18 protein-coding genes are annotated in these 17,397 nt (G+C 36.9%); 2 read left to right on the forward strand and 16 right to left on the reverse strand.

Annotated elements, in window-relative coordinates:
* Window positions 1–3: 3 nt before the first annotated feature.
* The 3 genes from GSM_RS05130 to miaA form a co-directional block, all read right to left on the reverse strand.
* Complete coding sequence (locus tag GSM_RS05130) at window positions 4–393, reverse strand: MerR family transcriptional regulator (RefSeq protein ID WP_003690638.1); 390 nt, start codon at window positions 391–393, stop codon at window positions 4–6.
* A 75-nt stretch (window positions 394–468) separates the two neighbouring features.
* Window positions 469–1,743 (reverse strand): methionine gamma-lyase family protein, encoded by a 1,275-nt coding sequence (locus tag GSM_RS05135; protein WP_010077866.1) that lies wholly within the window; start codon window positions 1,741–1,743, stop codon window positions 469–471.
* 7 nt (window positions 1,744–1,750) lie between these two features.
* Window positions 1,751–2,683, reverse strand: coding sequence for a tRNA (adenosine(37)-N6)-dimethylallyltransferase MiaA (gene miaA, locus GSM_RS05140; protein ID WP_003690634.1), 933 nt, complete (start codon window positions 2,681–2,683; stop codon window positions 1,751–1,753).
* Between the two features lie 120 nt (window positions 2,684–2,803).
* On the opposite strand from miaA, the gene GSM_RS14695 reads away from it, so the two are divergent.
* Entirely contained in the window at window positions 2,804–2,980 is a 177-nt protein-coding gene (locus tag GSM_RS14695; RefSeq protein WP_003690633.1) for a DUF3042 family protein, read from the forward strand.
* Between the two features lie 190 nt (window positions 2,981–3,170).
* Here the strand turns inward: GSM_RS14695 and GSM_RS05150 are convergent, their stop codons facing one another.
* The 7 genes from GSM_RS05150 to GSM_RS05175 all read right to left on the reverse strand — a co-directional run bounded on the left by GSM_RS05150 (window position 3,171) and on the right by GSM_RS05175 (window position 8,487).
* The gene (locus GSM_RS05150; protein WP_003690631.1) at window positions 3,171–3,578 is read right to left on the reverse strand and encodes a rhodanese-like domain-containing protein; all 408 of its coding nucleotides are present in this window, start codon (window positions 3,576–3,578) and stop codon (window positions 3,171–3,173) included.
* 30 nt (window positions 3,579–3,608) lie between these two features.
* Complete coding sequence (locus GSM_RS05155) at window positions 3,609–4,568, reverse strand: ROK family glucokinase (RefSeq protein ID WP_003690629.1); 960 nt, start codon at window positions 4,566–4,568, stop codon at window positions 3,609–3,611.
* A 26-nt stretch (window positions 4,569–4,594) separates the two neighbouring features.
* Window positions 4,595–4,795: a YqgQ family protein gene (locus tag GSM_RS05160; protein WP_003690628.1), complete on the reverse strand. Its 201-nt coding sequence runs from the start codon at window positions 4,793–4,795 to the stop codon at window positions 4,595–4,597.
* 33 nt (window positions 4,796–4,828) lie between these two features.
* On the reverse strand, window positions 4,829–5,479 hold the full coding sequence (locus GSM_RS05165) for a rhomboid family intramembrane serine protease (RefSeq protein WP_003690626.1): 651 nt from the start codon (window positions 5,477–5,479) through the stop codon (window positions 4,829–4,831).
* A gap of 12 nt (window positions 5,480–5,491) precedes the next feature.
* Window positions 5,492–6,043: a 5-formyltetrahydrofolate cyclo-ligase gene (locus GSM_RS05170; protein WP_003690625.1), complete on the reverse strand. Its 552-nt coding sequence runs from the start codon at window positions 6,041–6,043 to the stop codon at window positions 5,492–5,494.
* A gap of 89 nt (window positions 6,044–6,132) precedes the next feature.
* Window positions 6,133–6,282, reverse strand: a complete 150-nt coding sequence (rpmG, locus tag GSM_RS14700) for a 50S ribosomal protein L33 (protein WP_003690623.1) — start codon at window positions 6,280–6,282, stop codon at window positions 6,133–6,135.
* 129 nt (window positions 6,283–6,411) lie between these two features.
* Window positions 6,412–8,487 carry a peptidoglycan D,D-transpeptidase FtsI family protein gene (locus GSM_RS05175; protein ID WP_003690622.1) on the reverse strand — a complete coding sequence of 692 codons (2,076 nt, stop codon included), beginning with the start codon at window positions 8,485–8,487 and terminating at the stop codon, window positions 6,412–6,414.
* Window positions 8,488–8,695: 208 nt separating this feature from the next.
* Here GSM_RS05175 and GSM_RS05180 point away from each other — a divergent pair, with 208 nt between their 5' ends.
* Entirely contained in the window at window positions 8,696–11,326 is a 2,631-nt protein-coding gene (locus tag GSM_RS05180; RefSeq protein WP_010077867.1) for a YfhO family protein, read from the forward strand.
* A gap of 167 nt (window positions 11,327–11,493) precedes the next feature.
* Here GSM_RS05180 and GSM_RS05185 read toward each other — a convergent pair whose 3' ends face one another.
* From GSM_RS05185 to rnz, 6 genes are all read right to left on the reverse strand, one after another.
* On the reverse strand, window positions 11,494–12,156 hold the full coding sequence (locus GSM_RS05185) for a potassium channel family protein (RefSeq protein WP_029327371.1): 663 nt from the start codon (window positions 12,154–12,156) through the stop codon (window positions 11,494–11,496).
* A gap of 114 nt (window positions 12,157–12,270) precedes the next feature.
* Window positions 12,271–12,789, reverse strand: a complete 519-nt coding sequence (locus GSM_RS05190) for an adenine phosphoribosyltransferase (RefSeq protein ID WP_003690611.1) — start codon at window positions 12,787–12,789, stop codon at window positions 12,271–12,273.
* A 19-nt stretch (window positions 12,790–12,808) separates the two neighbouring features.
* Entirely contained in the window at window positions 12,809–15,139 is a 2,331-nt protein-coding gene (gene recJ / locus GSM_RS05195) for a single-stranded-DNA-specific exonuclease RecJ (protein WP_003690610.1), read from the reverse strand.
* A gap of 21 nt (window positions 15,140–15,160) precedes the next feature.
* Window positions 15,161–15,508, reverse strand: a complete 348-nt coding sequence (locus GSM_RS05200) for a lipopolysaccharide assembly protein LapA domain-containing protein (RefSeq protein WP_003690607.1) — start codon at window positions 15,506–15,508, stop codon at window positions 15,161–15,163.
* A 23-nt stretch (window positions 15,509–15,531) separates the two neighbouring features.
* On the reverse strand, window positions 15,532–16,341 hold the full coding sequence (locus tag GSM_RS05205; protein ID WP_003690605.1) for an SDR family NAD(P)-dependent oxidoreductase: 810 nt from the start codon (window positions 16,339–16,341) through the stop codon (window positions 15,532–15,534).
* Window positions 16,342–16,351: 10 nt separating this feature from the next.
* Window positions 16,352–17,290 (reverse strand): ribonuclease Z, encoded by a 939-nt coding sequence (gene rnz / locus GSM_RS05210; RefSeq protein ID WP_003690602.1) that lies wholly within the window; start codon window positions 17,288–17,290, stop codon window positions 16,352–16,354.
* Between the last annotated feature and the right edge of the window lie 107 nt (window positions 17,291–17,397).

The raw sequence follows: 17,397 nt of genomic DNA on the forward strand, positions 1-17,397 counted from the left end.
TTTTTAGAAGTTATTATTATGTTTAAAAGAAGACTCATTCTGCTTACTGAGCCCACTCACTGCAATAAACTCATCACGCAAAATCCGTCGTACATCAGTATCCGTCAGTGGTTTCTCAAGCTTAGCTTGTTTCTCAGCAAGTTTCCGTTCCTTCTCATCGTATATATGCTTAATACCAGCCATATTAATCCCTTCATCCAAGAAATCCTTAATCTCAAGTAGACGATCAATGTCATTCAAAGAATACATTCTACGATTACCTTCACTGCGCTTAGGCATGACCAACTCTTGTTCTTCATAGTAACGAATCTGACGTGCAGATAAATTTGTGAGTTTCATCACAGTACCAATAGGCAAAACAGCAAGCGACCGTCTGAGCTCCTTCTCTTTCATAACAACCCTCCTCTAAGTTACGCCCTTATGATAGCAAGGGGCATTATGAATGTCAACGCCAAATGTTACATTTTCTTACATCTTTTTGTTTTCGAAGAAAGTTTCACTCACTGCATTACTAATCGCAATTTTTACGTGTGAATAAGTTAATCCTCCTTGAATATACAAAGTAAATGGAGGTCTCAAAGGCCCGTCAGATGATAGTTCAATTGTTGAACCTTCTGTAAAACTACCTGATGCCATTATTTCTTCGTCCTCATATCCATCCATGTAACTAGGTACCGGATCTACAAATGAATTTACAGGTGAATAATGTTGAATTGCTGCACAAAAAGAAATCATTGCCTCAGGATTCCCAAAATTAATCGTTTGTACCAAGTCTGTTCTCGGTTCATTCCATTTTGGTGAAACATCGAGTCCCATTTTTTCTAACAATGCACTTGCAAATACCGCACCCTTAATTGCATTAGCAGTCACATTTGGTGCCAAGAAGAAACCTTGAAACATATCACGCATGTGTCCGATAGTTGCCCCTTCATTTTTACCTGCTCCTGGAACATTTAATCTATTACCTGCTTGTCTAATTAGGTCTTTTTTTCCCACTATATAGGCCCCAGTCTTAGCAATCCCAGCGCCAGCATTTTTAAACAATGAACCCGCCATCAGATCTGCACCATATTCGGTTGGTTCATTAATTTCTGAAAACTCACCATAACAATTATCAACAAATACGATCACATTTGGGCTGATTTGTTTTACAAATTTAATCATTTGTTTGATTTTTGCAACAGTAAAGCTCGCTCTGTCTGAATAACCACGTGAACGCTGAATAGCAATTACTTTAATCTTCTTGTCAGCTTTCAATTTTTTCGCAACATCTTCATAATCAACTTCACCATTTTCAAGTAATGACGAGTAATTAAAATTAATGCCAAAATCTTTCATTGCTCCAGGCTCATCTCCAACAATACCGACAACATGCTGAATAGTATCATATGGCATTCCCGTCATATAAAATAACGTATCTCCTGGTCTAAGCACCCCAAAAAGTGCTGTTGTAATCGCATGTGTTCCTGAAATTAATTGCGGTCTAACCATTGCATCTTCGGCATTAAAGTAATCCGCATAAATTGCATCAAGTTTGTCTCGACCGACATCATCATAGCCATAGCCAGTTGAACCTGCAAAATCTTCCTCCGCTACATGATGTTTTTTAAAACATTTCAGCACCCTCATTTGATTGTATGTAGCCTGATCGTCGATCTCTTGTATCTTACTCTTTATTTGTTTTTCAACCTCTTCAATCGTTTGCTGTAATTTTGCCGGTAATTCACCCATCCATGTACTCAAACTCTATCTATCCTTTCTCTTTAAGCCATAACAAAACTGCACTTGTTACCTTCTCAATCTCAGCTTCATCCGAAACTAAATCAAACCATCTTACATTCATTTTGTTTCTAAACCAAGTCAGCTGTCTCTTGGCATAATGCCTCGAATTTTTCTTTATTTCTGCTACTCCATTTACTAGACTTTCCGTCCCTTCAATAAAGGGGAAAAGCTCCTTATACCCGATTCCCTTACCAGGTTGTAAATTTATGCCGCCTTCTTGGAACAACCAGCGTGCCTCATCCAGCAACCCCTCTTGCATCATCTGATCAACCCTTTGCTCAATTCTCTCATACAAGACATTTCGTTTTGTATTTAAACCGATTACTAAAGCGTCTATTTCCTCATCCCGCTGATCAAATTGTTCCGAAAATTTGTGTCCCGTAACCTCATACACTTCAATCGCACGAATAATTCTTCTAACATTATTAACAGGAATTTGTGCTGCAGCAGCTGAGTCAATCTTATTTAGATAACTCCACAAAGCCTCATTCCCATTTTCTAAAGCAAAATCTTGGAACTTGTTTCGGATGCCCTGATTACCTCTGACATCATTACCACCCAAATTATAGCCATCGAGTAATGCCTGCAAATAAAACCCAGTGCCACCTACTATCAAGGGTAGTTTATTTCTTTCACTGATTTCCTTGATCTGCTTTCTTGCATCCTGCACAAAATCTGCGACCGTAAAATGTTGATTGATTTCCCTGATATCAATCAAGTGATGTGGAACTAACTTTCTTTCTTCCGCAGTAGCCTTTGCTGTCCCAATATCTAGTCCACGATAAACCTGCATAGAATCTCCTGAAATTATTTCAGCATTGAATTTTTGTGCCAATACAAGAGACAATGAAGTTTTTCCAACAGCGGTAGGACCCACGATAACTATTACTTTATAAGCCAAAAAAACGGCTCCTTTCATTATTTTTTATTTCATCTTAAGCAAAATAATCAATAAACTGGAATTTAGAGTCAAAATACTTCATAATGATTATGTAGTAACTAGATTGAGGAGGTTTTCTTATTGAAACAATTTAATACAGGATTTTTATTAGGAATTGTTACAACAATCGGTGCAGCTGCAGGTTGTTTTTATGCTTTCAAGAAAAATGTTGTTGAACCAATTGAAATAAAAGAGGAACGCGATGACCAACATCGTCGTCGTGCAATCCGTAAAATGCATTCTGCACACCAAGGATAACACTTTTAAACTAACATAATACTATGATATACAATTAACTATTCTAAAAATAATTAATTGTATTCAAGAAAAGGGCTGTACCAAAACAATGTTTTGTAGCAGCCCTTTTTTCATTACCTATAAACGCACTTTTTCAGTAATCCTGTATTATACAAAAAAGCCTCCAGACTACTTTGCAAATACTACCTTATTATTTTCTTTTTTTGATCTTGCCATCCCAACGTTCAAAACCATTTTTTAATACAAAAATGTCTTTGTATCCGTCTTTATACAGCTTGACCGCTATTCTTGTACTCAAAGACTTGCCTTGATCATACAAATAAACAGGCATATCCTTACGAATTGATTCTTTCATAATTTTGAATTGAGTATACGGAACGTTACGTGCTCCCATTATATGACCGGCATCAAAATTATCCTTATCTCTCAAATCAATAATCTGCCCAACATGCATCCCTTGTCTGAATTCTTTGTTCTCAAGCAAAGTTGCAACTCGTCTTCCTTGATACCATAAATATAGCTGATTTCCGATAATGTAAAGTAGAATTGCAATGGCAATAATATCAATTACAACCCATACTGAAACATTTAATACCATAAACTATCATCCCCTTTTCATTCTAACCTCTTATTTGAAACGTAATGCTAACGAAGCAGCACCGATAACACCAGCCTCATTTCCTAGTTGTGCTAATTTAAGTTTGGTAGATTTTCTAACCGTTGGGAAAGCAAATTCCAGAAAGCATTTTTCCACACGACTTAATAAAAATACTCCAGCTGCAGAAACCCCACCACCAATAATAATAGATGAAGGATTTAATAAGTTTCCAATATTCCCACAAGCCAATCCCAAGTAGTAACAGACACGATCAACGACCATCTTGCCGAGAAGATCATCTTCTTTCGCCAAGTCAAACACAATCTTAGATGTAATCTCCTGCCCATCATCTAATGCGCTCTTCAATTTGGAATCTCCCGCAAATTCTTCCGCAAGATCGCGTGCAACTCGCACAACACCAGTTGCTGAAGCATATGTCTCTAAACAGCCATGATTACCGCAAGTGCACAAATATCCATTTGGCTGTACAACCATATGCCCGATTTCACCCGCTGCTCCGAGTCCATGAAGAAGTTCACCATTAGAAACTAGTCCGCCACCGACACCAGTTCCCAAAGTGATAAATGCAACTTCCTTATCATTTTCACCTGCACCCTTCCATTGCTCACCTAAAGCAGCAACGTTTGCATCATTATCAATGGCAAAAGATATCTTTGTCTCTTCTTCCACAACCTTTTTTACTTCTTGCGAGGTTTTCCAATTAAGATTATACGCACCCGTCACGGTTCCTGCTTCTAAATCGACTGTTCCCGGTGATCCCATACCAATACCAAGAAACTGTTCGGGTTCCATACCATATAAATTCAGATGATGATTGATAGACTCAACTATATCTGGAACAATGTGTGCACCATCATCAAGAATATTGGTTTCAAAGCTCCATTTTTGTTGAATTTCACCCTTTTCAGTTAAAATTGCAAACTTGATTGTTGTACCGCCCAAATCAACACCAATCAATTTTTTGTCCATTAAATGTCCCTCCAAAAATTAAACATCTAGTTATTTTCTTCCTCAACCTTATGTTCACGAGTCAAAATAAGTTTAGCATTCAAAAATGTTTGTTTGTCGATAACTCCAGCTTGGTACAAATTATCAATCTCGAGTGCCATCAGTTCAATATCCCACAGCCGTTTACCGACATAAACAAAAACCCCAAATTTTTTCAACAGCTGTTGTACGTCGTAAAGTGTCTTCAAAAAAACATCTCCAATTGATTATAATAGAAAACTTTAATTTTTAAAACCCAAAGTAAACATCATAATACATAGAAATACCAATGCCAAAGTGCTGACAATTCTTTTTGGGAGAGGGACACTGCCTACGCGTGGAACACCAACGCAATATCCCATCAAAAAGCCGCCAACAAGACCACCGATATGTCCTGCCAAATCAACACTTCCATAAAAACCAAACATAATATTCAATACAACAAGTAGCAAAAATTGCCTTCCCATTGCTCTGATATATGGATTACTACTGAATGATTCTCCCATCATCAAATAAATCCCAAATAGTCCAAACAATGCAGTACTTGCACCTGCAGATAAGGCGTCTGGGTTGAACGCAAAACTTGCAAGATTTCCAGCAATTCCACTCACTAGATAGACAGCTAAAAAACGGCCGCGACCTAAAATATTTTCAAGTTGAATTCCTACGAAATACAAGGTTATCATGTTCAAAACAATATGTTCAAAACCAATATGCAAGAACATTGGTGTGATTAAGCGCCACCATTGTCCCGCGACAATAAGTGTATTAACTTTTGCACCAAACTCAACCAGTACCCCCACACTTTGACTACCACCTGCCAAAGTCATTAAGATAAAGACGAGTACGTTAATGCCTAAAAGTGTATAGGTAACCACAGGTTTCTTTACCACTATAAATCATCCTCACAACGTCAATATTTTTTTTATCAAAACATCGGTTTCCTCAATTGGCCAGACTGATTTCTCAAAATAACGTGGCTTTTCAGCAAGACTAATTGTTCCACCTTCATAATCGGCTAAAAAACGGTCAAAATAACCACCGCCAAAGCCAAGTCGTTCTCCTCTAGAAGAAAATGCTAAGCCTGGGACAATAATTAAGTCGATTTGTTTTTTATCAATTTCTGTACTTGTCTTCTCAGGTTCTAAGATTCCAAATTTATTCTTCACAACTCTTGTCGTCTTAGTCAACAATTTAAAATTCATCTTTCTTTGCGGTAAAGTGAGAGGGACACAAACCTTCTTAGATTCTGACCATGCTTGTAAAATTATTGGTTTAGTGTCAATTTCAGAAGGCAAACTTAAAGTCATGCCTATCATATCAGCATTGATCCATTCAGAAGAATTAAAAAGCTTCCTGTATAGTAATATTTCTTCTAATTCTTTCTCCCATTCATGCTTTCTTTCTTCAAATATCGCTAATTGTTCTCTTCTAAATAGTATTTTTTCTTTCATCATTACTATCGAGTAGCCCCCAAAAAGATTCCATATTAAGAATTTCAAAAGAGTATAACATAATAAAAAACAACAGGAAAAAGTTCCTGTTGTTATTTTGTTTCGCGATGTAATGTTACCTTGTTATCACGTGGGCAGAACTTATTCAATTCCAAGCGATCCGGGTTATTACGCTTATTCTTACTTGATAGATATGTCCTCTCATGACATTCAGTACATTCCATTGTAATGTGTACACGCATATTCTAAACCTCCAAACTACGACTTCATTTCAAAAGGGCAACTAAGCCTCTAACGTAAATATGATACCATCTTTTATACAAACACGCTAGTATTTTTTCGAAAAATGTTAAGGAAATTACCTTGACAGTCTAATTTGTAGTATAGCCGTCACTGGATTGTACATCTTTCCAATATGCTTCATAAATTTCATGCATTGAAGTCATATTAATTGAATCTTCTTCAGACATTCCTGGAAATGCAATCGCAATTACTACTTGTGGATTTTTAGCAGGTGCATAAGAAACACCACTCAGAGTGGTTGTTTCATTGGTTCCATAATATGTCTGCGCAGTACCAGTCTTAGCAACTACTTGTGGATTCAAGTCTTCAAGTTTTGTACCAGTTCTCATTGAATTAGAGCCATGAACCACACTCCAAAAACCATTTTTTACAACATTCCATTCGGCACTCGTCGCATCTACAACGTTTAAGACATTTGGTGTAAATTGGTACTTAGTCTTACCCAAGCCTCCATTTTTGCTTGTACCTCGAATAGCCTGTAAAATATGTGGCTGCAGACGATAACCGCCATTTGCAACAGTTGACATATACTGTGCTAACTGAATTGTGGTATACGAATCATAGTTACCAAACGACAAATCAAGTGCTTTACCAATATCACTCTGTGTCGAAGGACCTTCATATCCAGAAGCTTCCCCTGGAATATCAACTCCAGTCTTTACACCCAACCCAAACTGATTGAAATAACCTCTAAGCTTGCTAAAGATTGAAGTAGACATATTCAACGATGCCCCTGACTTATACTGGAATCCTGCTTCACGCATCGCCAATTGCATCATATATGAGTTTGAAGAAATTTCCAGTGCATCAGAAGCTGTTAATTGCATATCATTGCTTCCCGAAGAGTTAAACCATGAAGATTTACTTGCGGTATCTTTCAATTTGATTGGTTGATCAGTAAAAGTATTGCTTGTAGGTGTAATTGCACCGGACATTAAGCCACCCATTACTGTTGCACCTTTAACAACAGACCCCATAACAAATGATTGGTTGATTGTCCCAAGTGCATTTTCAGAAACCTTACCAGTCTTAATATTACGGCTTACGCCAGCTAAGCCATAAATTGCCCCCGTATTAGGATTCATTATTACAGCATAAGCACCAGCAAGATAAGGGTTACTTCCTGAAACACTCTTAACTGCACTTTCCATAATATTTTGCACATCTTTTTGGAATTTTTCATTGATTGTTAAAACAATATTATCACCTTTTTTACCACCATATGTCTTGATTTCTTTAGTGATTTTATTGTTTTGAGTTTCAAGTGTTGTAACTGATTTTGTCCCCTTTAATACATTTTCATATTCAGATTCAATGTAACTCGAGCCGACACTATCATCTCTTGCGTATCCTTCCGCTAAAAGCTCACCCAATTGGTCACTCGGAAGTCCTTGCTTTTTACTCGTTACAGTCCCAATGACACTCTTAACAGAGCTACCATTTGGATAGCTTCTTGCCCAGCTTGTGCCAATCTTTATACCTGGCATCTGAGAAAGATTTTCTCCGACCTCAGCCATTTCGCTATCACTAACACCTTCATACTTCAAATACACCGTTGAAAGGGCATATGCTCCGCTCATCTTCGAATAAACAACTGCTGCTTGTTTTTGTTTACTTGTTAAACTAGCCGCCAACTTGTGCTTTTTTACATAAGCTACCTCGTCTTTGTAAGCCTCTGTTCCACTTAGACTTGAAAACTTAGATATTTGTTTTTTTAATTTATTATTAACAGCTTTAAGATTTTTTTCGCTCCCAAGGTAGTAATCAGATTTCATTGACGTTGTTAATGTACTAGTGTCTATCTTGACATATTTAACGAGTTCATTAGCAATTTGATACATCTGTTTCGAGGTAACAGACAATGGCTTTGTATATGTAATCGCTCGTGATGCACTATTTGACACTAGTACTTTCCCAGTTGAATCGTAAATCATCCCACGCTGAACACTTCCGGTTTCAGTTTGTGTATCTGTACTGCTGATTTCAGATTCAAACTTGGTCCCGTTAACAATTTGGAGATATGCCAACTGCCAAATCAAGGCAGCAAAAAGCAAAAAAACAATAACAAAAAGAAAATTCAGTCTAAAAGGTGTCTGTGATTTCTTTGTTTGCTTTTTTTTACTTGTCTTTCTAAGAAACTTCAATTTTTTTCCCTCACAATAAATAATTAATTAGCCATTTTCTAACACAGGCCTGCCACATAATAGTTCACTTAATAATGTTACCATAAATTAGTCTTGATACTTTATTAATTGTCTAAACTTTAATAAAAACTACATGCTTTTTTCAACTTTGAATTTTAGTCTGTATTATAATTAGAGATGTTACATAAATCATTATTAGGAGTTTAGCATGAAAATAAGATTAACACACTTTGTTCGCAGTCATTATCCTTTAATAATTAGTTTTTTCTTACCCATCTTTCTAATGGGCGGTTACTTTATCTCACAGGAAATGTTCCCATTTGGTAAAAGCAGCCTGTTAACTGTTGATTTGGGACAGCAATATATTGATTTTTTCGCATATTTTAGAAGGACCCTTTTGTCAAATCCAAGTGGTTTCTTTTATTCATTCTCCAAAGAAGTCGGGGGCAATATGATTGGTGAATGGGCATATTACCTCATGAGCCCATTTAATTTATTTTTGCTATTATTTCCCGAGAAGTACTTAGCAGCGGGAGTCATGCTGATCACGCTCTTAAAGTATGGCTGCGCAGGTTTATCATTCGGCTATTTTTTAAAAAAAATGCGCACACAAGCAGGATTATCGATTGTCGCCTTCTCTACTTCTTACTCAATGATGGGTTGGTTTGTTGCCAATCAATTGAATCTGCTATGGTTAGATGCAACAATTTTCTTACCATTAATTGTTCTAGCGCTTCACAGACTTTTATCAGGCAAGAAAAGTTGGCCTTACATTGTTCTACTAGCCATCATGCTGATCGATAATTATTACATGGGTTACATGATCTGCCTCTTTTTAATCTTGTACTTTATTTGGTTTTTGTTCTCAAAAGCACGCGATTTAAAGCAGATTTTCTCGTTAAGCATTCGTTTTATCATTAGCTCGCTCGTTGCATTGGCAATCTCAATGATTATTTTGTTACCTACAATTGCCTCTTTACTTTCAAGCAAGGGACAATATACTCAAAGCTCTGTGAGCTTAAAATTCGAGTATAATGCTTTCAAAATGCTTTCTAAGTTTATTGTTGGTTCCTTCAATTTTCAACAGATGCCTTCCGGTTATCCCAATCTTTTCATTGGTTCTATTTTCCTGATTGGATTTATTTTATACTTTGTTGATTCAAAAATCAGCATGCGCGAACGAATTTTATCATTTTTAATCAGTATTTTCTTAGTCTTATCCTTATGTTTTGAACCTTTGGATCTATTATGGCATGGTTGGCAATTTCCTGTTTGGTACCCATACCGCTTTTCCTATGTCGTAAGTTTTTGGATGCTTCTGCTAGCTAGTCGAACTCTCAAAAACTTTATAACCGTGCGTCCTTGGAAGATTTGGCTTAGCTTCATCCTTTATGCTGGCATAATTGCATATTCTTTCATAAATGAAAAAAAATTTTCCTATGTAACCAATGAAACTCTGATTTTTACAGCAATCTTTGCAACCCTTTCTCTTGCAGTTTTAGCCTTTGCTGTAAATTCAAAATATAATAGAGTCAAAATTTTCTTGTTATGTTTGATCAGTGTCGTCGAAATATCAATGAACGCTTATATTTCACTAGGTAATTTGAGTTATCTTACACAAAAAGACTATGCAACTCCTACAAAAGCACTCATCAAAGACAGCAACTATCTAAATAGTCTTAAGGACAGCGCCTATCGCACAGGACAGACGTACAGTCGTACTAAAAATGATGGTTTGGCTAATAATTTAAATACTGGTTCATACTTTAGCTCAGCCCTCGAAAAAAGTATTCCGGACTTCTACGGCATGCTTGGAAATCCTGATGGGGATAATTATGTTACTTATTCAAACGGAACGATTATCAGTGATGCTTTATTGAACATGAAGTATTTTATTACACCTATCGACAGTTCACTGTTAAAAAACGGTCAACCGCTCTCGTCATTAACCGAGAAACCCGATTTGTCCCGTTATAAGGAGATTAAACAAAATAAGTTAACTCGCATTTATAAAAATAATAACGCCTTGGGCTATGCTTATCTTGCTAATAACCAGTTAAAGAACTTATCTGTATTCTATGACAACCCTATTGAATACCAAACTGAGTGGCTAAATGACATAAGTGGCAAGCAAAATAACAAGTACTTTGAGGCACAAAATTTCAATGAAGTTGTATTTCAAAATATTGAACAATCAACTAAATTAACAAATTCTGTTTTCAAAAAGAAGAATCTTGCAAAATCTGCACAAATAGTTTTTAAATTCACACCTAAAACAAATGACTCATACTATTTGACTCTTGGTTCTGCTTTAGATTCAGACAATGCTACGCTGTATTTAAATAACCAACCATTAAAACAATATAGCACTTTCAGGCATACTGTCATAGTCAACGTTGCTAACCATTCAAAGGGGCAAGAAATCGTACTGACTGCACGTCTGAAAAAATCGTCATTATGGTTGAATAACTTTGTTCTCTATAAAATGAACAATCGTTTGGTACAAAATAAGATTACCCAAATCAAAAAACATTCGGTCAATCTAAAACAGATTTCATCTCGTAAACTATCTGGAACTTACAATGCTTCCACTAATCATCTTTTAGCTACTACAATTCCTTATAGTTCTGGATGGACAGTCCGTGTAGATGGAAAGAAAGTTTCAACTTTTAAAATTCAAAATACGTTCCTTGCAGCAAACGTGGCCAAAGGAAAACATTCAATTACTTTGACCTTTACACCTCCTCTGTTCGTAACAGGAACCATAATTACACTAATTGGTTTAGCCCTACTGCTATTCATAATTATCTTTGAAAGCAAAAAAAGACGAAAAGTATAACATAAGTCGGTAAGATTTGTGTACTAACACAAAAATATAGCAAGCGATTTGCTATGAATATTCAAGATTAGACAGAAAGTCTAAACTCATGAAACACGTTTATCCTAGGTAAATAGAGGGGCCAAGTCAAACGTTAACTTTTGACTTGGCCCCTCATCTCATGATAATCAACTATCCATTAAACTATTAAAATAATCAACATCTTTTTGATAACCAACAACTAATAGACTATCTCCCAGTATTAATGCATCACTTGGTGCAGGAGAGATGTCTATTTTTTTATCATGCCTAATCGCAATGACGTTAAGTGCATATTTTTTCCTGAATTCAAGTGAAGACAGTGATGCTCCCACAAAGGAATTCTTTGTAATTTTGATTTCAGCGACTTTAATATCAGAGGATAAATCAAGGTAGTCCAGCATATTTCGTGAAAGCAGATTTTTCCCAATTCTCGTTCCCATATCTCGTTCTGGATGGACAACTTTGTCTGCCCCCAACTTTGTCAAAACACGAGCATGGTACTCATTTTGTGCTTTAGCCGTAATATACTTAACTCCTAACTCCTTAACCATTAGTGTTACAAGAATGCTGGCCTGGATATCCTCACCAATTGCGATTACGACATGATCAAAATTTCTGATGCCAATCGATTTAAGTGTACTCTCATCCTGTGCGTCTGCAATAATAGCTTGTGTCGCAATATCTTTAAAATCATTGATTCGCGCTTCATCTTTATCAATCACCAATACTTCAACACCTGCATTTATTAAGGTTTGACAAACGCTTGAGCCAAACCTTCCTAACCCAATCACAGCAAAAGTCTGCTTAATCATTCTACTGAAACTCCTCCTTAACAAAAAAAGGACCTGTGACACAAAAATTAATTCTGTCAAAGCCCTTCTTACTGGTAATCCCATATCTGCTAAACACTAAAGTCAATCAAATTAATAATTCATCAAGCTTAATGTATCATAGTTTTTGATCTTATCACGACCATTTAAAGCATCAAGTTCAATAATGAATGCACATCCCACAACAATTCCACCTAATTGCTCAACTAAATCAATTGTTGCTCCAATCGTTCCTCCAGTAGCCAGCAAGTCGTCAGTAACCAACACCCGCTGCCCCGGTTTCACGGCATCTTTGTGCATATAAAGAGCTGAGGTACCATATTCAAGTTTGTATGTTGCTTCAACTGTTTCGCGAGGCAACTTTCCCTTCTTACGGGCTGGTGCAAAACCAACACCAAGTTCATAAGCAACGGGACAACCAACAATAAAGCCGCGTGCCTCGGGTCCAACAATCATCTCAACCTTTTTATCACGAGCAAATTGAACAATTCGCGCTGTAGCTTGCTTATAAGCTTCCCCATCTGCCATTAAAGGTGAGATATCCCTGAAGATTATTCCTTTTTCGGGATAATCTGGGATGCTTGCAATATACTTAGTTAAATCTAGTGCCATTTTATAAACGCTCCTTTAATTAAACTGTTATGAATTGGGAAATAGTTTTCTCAAACTCTGCAGTTTTACTCGTTAATAAGACATTTTCTGCTTCAAGCAACCGTTGTCTCGCACGATAACTGGGAGCATCTTTCAAATTAATCCTCTTTCTTGAAGATGATCCCGCCATTAAACCATTATCTATTTTAACAAATCCGACCTCAAAAAACACCTGTAAGGTAAAAATCAACAAATCTTTTTTTATTTTCAAGTAATCTGCTAATTTATTCAAATCTTTTTTTAAATCCACATTCTTATGTGAAATTGCAAAGCGATAAACCTTACCAAATTCTTCCTTAGTCGGCATTCCAGTAAGAAATACCGGCTTGTATGGGTAGAGAATTGTCGTAATTTCTTCAAACTCAATCCTATTTAACAAAGTACCAAAGCTTTCCAAATTAGGAGGGCAATCTACGACGACCAGATTGTCTACTTTCCCTCTCTCAGGCAATTTCTCTAGACCAACAATAATTTTCGCATCGCGCTTAAAATAACCGGCTAGCTTACTGTAGACAGTTGAGTTAAAGAAAAAGAACTCGCCATCTGTCCGCAGCAAACTTGCTGTCAATTTACTGCTCCTCAAATCATTAATTCTGATTCTGGGTATCTCCACAGCATTTAGACAAAAGTCCTTAATCATTATTTGGATCTTAGTTTGACCCTTCCACACATTAGTAGCCAACTCACCAACAAATTCAATATTCTCAGCATTATCGACAAGCTGCTGTCCATGCGTACCAATTGAAAACGCAATTACGTCAATTGGTGCTCTTTTACCCCTTATAGACATTTTGAAGTGATTCTTCTCTTGTCCCATTAAGAGCGAACTTTGTACATTATAGTTTGTAAAAGAAAAAATTGGCTTAGGGTTGTCTACCCCAAACGGTGCTAGCCGCTTTAATTCTTCGATCAAATCAAGGCTGACTTCATCTGCCTCAATAGTCTGTTCAATTTCTAATTGGGCTTTTTTGGTCAAATCCAACTGCTGTTTTATTGCTTCATTATCTAATACCGCTTGCAGTTCACCAATCTTTGACTCTTCCAAAGACAGCCCACATGCCATGTGATGTCCACCAAAACTGGTTAAAAGGTCACGATGACCATTAATTGCATCGAAAAGCTGAAAGGCTTCAACTGATCTTCCTGAACCCTTTGCGATATTTCCATCATCAGTAATACTCAATACCAGTGAAGGTTTACCTGTTTCCTCAACCAAGTGGCTAGCAACAATTCCCAGCACACCCTCGTGCCAATCCTTACCAGCAACAACGTTTACTAAATGTTCAGTTTCATCTTCAGCCAGTTTTTTAAATGCCTGCTTTGAGATCGTTGCCACTAGCTCTTTACGCTCGGTATTCAAGGATTCAACCTTGTTTGCAATCTGCTTTGCCTTGTCTTCATCAAGTGTCGTCAGTAGCTCCACACCAGTACTTCCGTTTTGAATTCTTCCCAACGAATTCAGTCGCGGAGCAAGCGCAAAACCGATTGTTTCCTCGTTGATATCATCAATGTTGATTTTAGCATTGGCCAACAATGCTAACAGTCCCGGGCGCTGGGTGTTTCTAAGTGCCATAATGCCAAATTTAACTAGTGCACGATTCTCATCAAGCAAGGGCATCAAATCAGCAACAGTTCCGATTGCGACTAAATCAAGTAGTTCTTGTGGAATATCTTCCAGTAATGCCGAAGCAACTTTGAAAGCAACACCAACACCTGCCAAATTTGGCCATGGGTACTTTTTATCCGGATGTCTTGGGTGAACAATAGCCACAGCCTCAGGTAATTTATCAGGCAATTCATGATGGTCGGTTATTACAACATCAACACCGTGGCTCTGAGCATATGCAACCTCATCATAACCACCGACCCCATTATCTACCGTAACAATCAGTTCAGTTCCATCATCGACCAGTTTCTTATATACTTCCATATTTGGACCATATCCATCAGTAAAACGATCAGGTATATAATAACCTACATTGGCACCGATTTGCTCAAGAGCCTCATACAGTACAGCTGTACTTGTTAATCCATCTGCATCATAGTCGCCATAAATCGTAATCTTTTGATTGTCCATTACTGCAGCTTGAATTCGCTCTACAGCCTTATCCATATCATGCAAGAGGTATGGATCATAAATACTATTTTCGTTAGGATTTAAAAATTCAGCAGCAGCCTCGGGAGTTGAAATTCCCCTTTTGAGCAATAGCTGTGCTAACAGTTTTGAAATACCCATTTGTTTTTGCAGCTTGAGTTCCTTTTCTCCCAACGACATAGACTCGAATTTCCATTCGTAGTGCTTGTCAAACAAAAAACCAACTCCTACCAAATTTTACTTTAAATTCAAATCAGTTGTTCGATTATCATTGATTTTGCGCTGATACTCAGCTCTTACTTCAGTCAATTTTTTCTGATAATCCTCTTCAAACTGTTTTTTGATTTGCTTTTCATTATCATTTTTCTTCTTTAATTCCCGTTTTAAACCAACAATCGTCATCGTTGATACTAAGACAGCTACCAAAGCACCTAGTAACAAAGAGACAACTAAAATCAACACCAATGGCAAACTAAACTTTCCAAATAGAAAATTCAATTCAACCTCTTGCGTATTCAATAGTGCAAAAACAATGACAACAAGTGCAATCACAAGTGCTAAAATCATTCTCCACTGATTCTTCATAACAAATACTCCTCCTTTAGTTTCTATTTTTTATTGAACAAATCCCCTGCCAAATAATCACCAACTCGTGGAAATAAATCATAGAAGCGGTGAGCTATCTCAAAAGCAAAGGGTACAGTAAGTTCCCTTTTACTTGTTCCTATCGTACCCACAACTTTTTGTGCAATTTCTTCTGGTTTTTGGACCAAAAAACCAACCTTACTTAAATAATTGCCTGTCTTATCTGCTATTTTAAAGAATTCAGTATCAATTGGTCCCGGATTAACAGTCAAAACAGAAATGCCTAACGGTTTTAATTCAAGTCTTAGTGCATTCGAATATCCTAGAACAGCAAACTTAGTTGCCGAATATACAGCTGATTTTGGCGTCGCAATTTTACCAGCCACAGATGCAATGTTAATGATGGCACCCCTTTTACGCTCTGCCATCCTAAGTGCAGTATACTTCGATAGATACATCAAACCCAGTACATTGACTCTAAACATTTTTTCTACAACTTTCATTTCGAAATTAAGAACATTTTCCATCAACCCAAAACCAGCATTATTCACGAGTACATCAATCGGTCCGAGTTCATCTTCAACATCTTCAACTAATCTTTCAATCTGGGACGGATCTTCAACATCCAATTGCTTTGCAACTGATATCTTACCCGATAATTTCTGACACTCTTTGGTAACTTTTTCAAGTCTATCCAATCTCCTAGCGCAGGCTACCACAATTGCACCTTTTTTCGCTAATTCGTATGATATCTGCTCACCTAGTCCAGAAGAAGCTCCTGTTACAACAACAATTCGATTGTGTAAGTCTTTTAGTTGTTTATAATTTTTCATTCTTTCCCTCCTATTTGTGAGAAAACGGAACTACATAAGTATCAAAATCATTCGCCAATATTGTATTTCCAAAAACTTTATGTGCATCTTTTTCAAGTTGCAATGCTTTTGCCCCTATATATCTTGCAGAAATATGTGTCAGAAAAAGTCGTTTAACTCCAGCCTGCTTAGCAACTTTTGCAGCCTGCATATTAGTTGAGTGATGATAATTAAAAGCCAGTTGCGCCTCATCCCTTCCAAAAGTACTCTCGTGAACAAGTACATCCGCATTTTTTGCTAATTCTAAAATGGATGACGTTTGTCTTGTATCACCAAGAATAGTAACAACTCTGCCTTTCTTTTTCTCTCCAAGGTAGTTCTTTCCATCAATAATTCTACCATCGGGTAACTCTACTTTTTCGCCAGCCTTCAATTTCCCATAAAGTGGCCCTGCTGGTACATGTTCCTCTTTAAGTCGTTCAACTTGAAGCTCTCCAGCATAGTCGTTTTCAACAACACGATACCCAAAACATTCAATTCGATGATCCAACCTGTCAACGTAAACTTTGAAACGTTCTTCATCCACTAATAACCCAGTTTGCTCTATTTCAACATATTTTATTTTGTAAGTTAATTTGGATTGAGAAACACGCAAACTCATTTGCACAAAGTCCTTAACTCCTTTTGGACCATAAATAACCAAAGTTCCCATCTGTTGGGCACCTTGGAAAGAACGACTGCTTAAAAAACCAGGAAGCCCAAAAAGATGATCTCCATGAAGATGTGTGATAAAAATTCTAGTCACCTTCCGTGGCCTAATTGATGTTTTCAATATTTGATGCTGTGTTCCCTCTCCAACATCAAATAACCAAACTTCATTTATTTCTTCTAAAAGCTTTAGCGCTATACTAGTTACATTACGTGACTTGGCAGGTGATCCCGCACCAGTTCCTAAAAATTCAATTTCCATATATAATTCCAATCTATTAAGTCAATATAAATGGCTTAAAATATAATAATATCTTACATCATTTTAACATCAAAATAAAAGCTGTCACTATTTTTAATTACAAAATA

Origin of the sequence: Liquorilactobacillus mali KCTC 3596 = DSM 20444 (assembly GCF_000260415.1) — a bacterium.
GTDB classification, from domain to species: Bacteria; Bacillota; Bacilli; order Lactobacillales; family Lactobacillaceae; genus Liquorilactobacillus; species Liquorilactobacillus mali.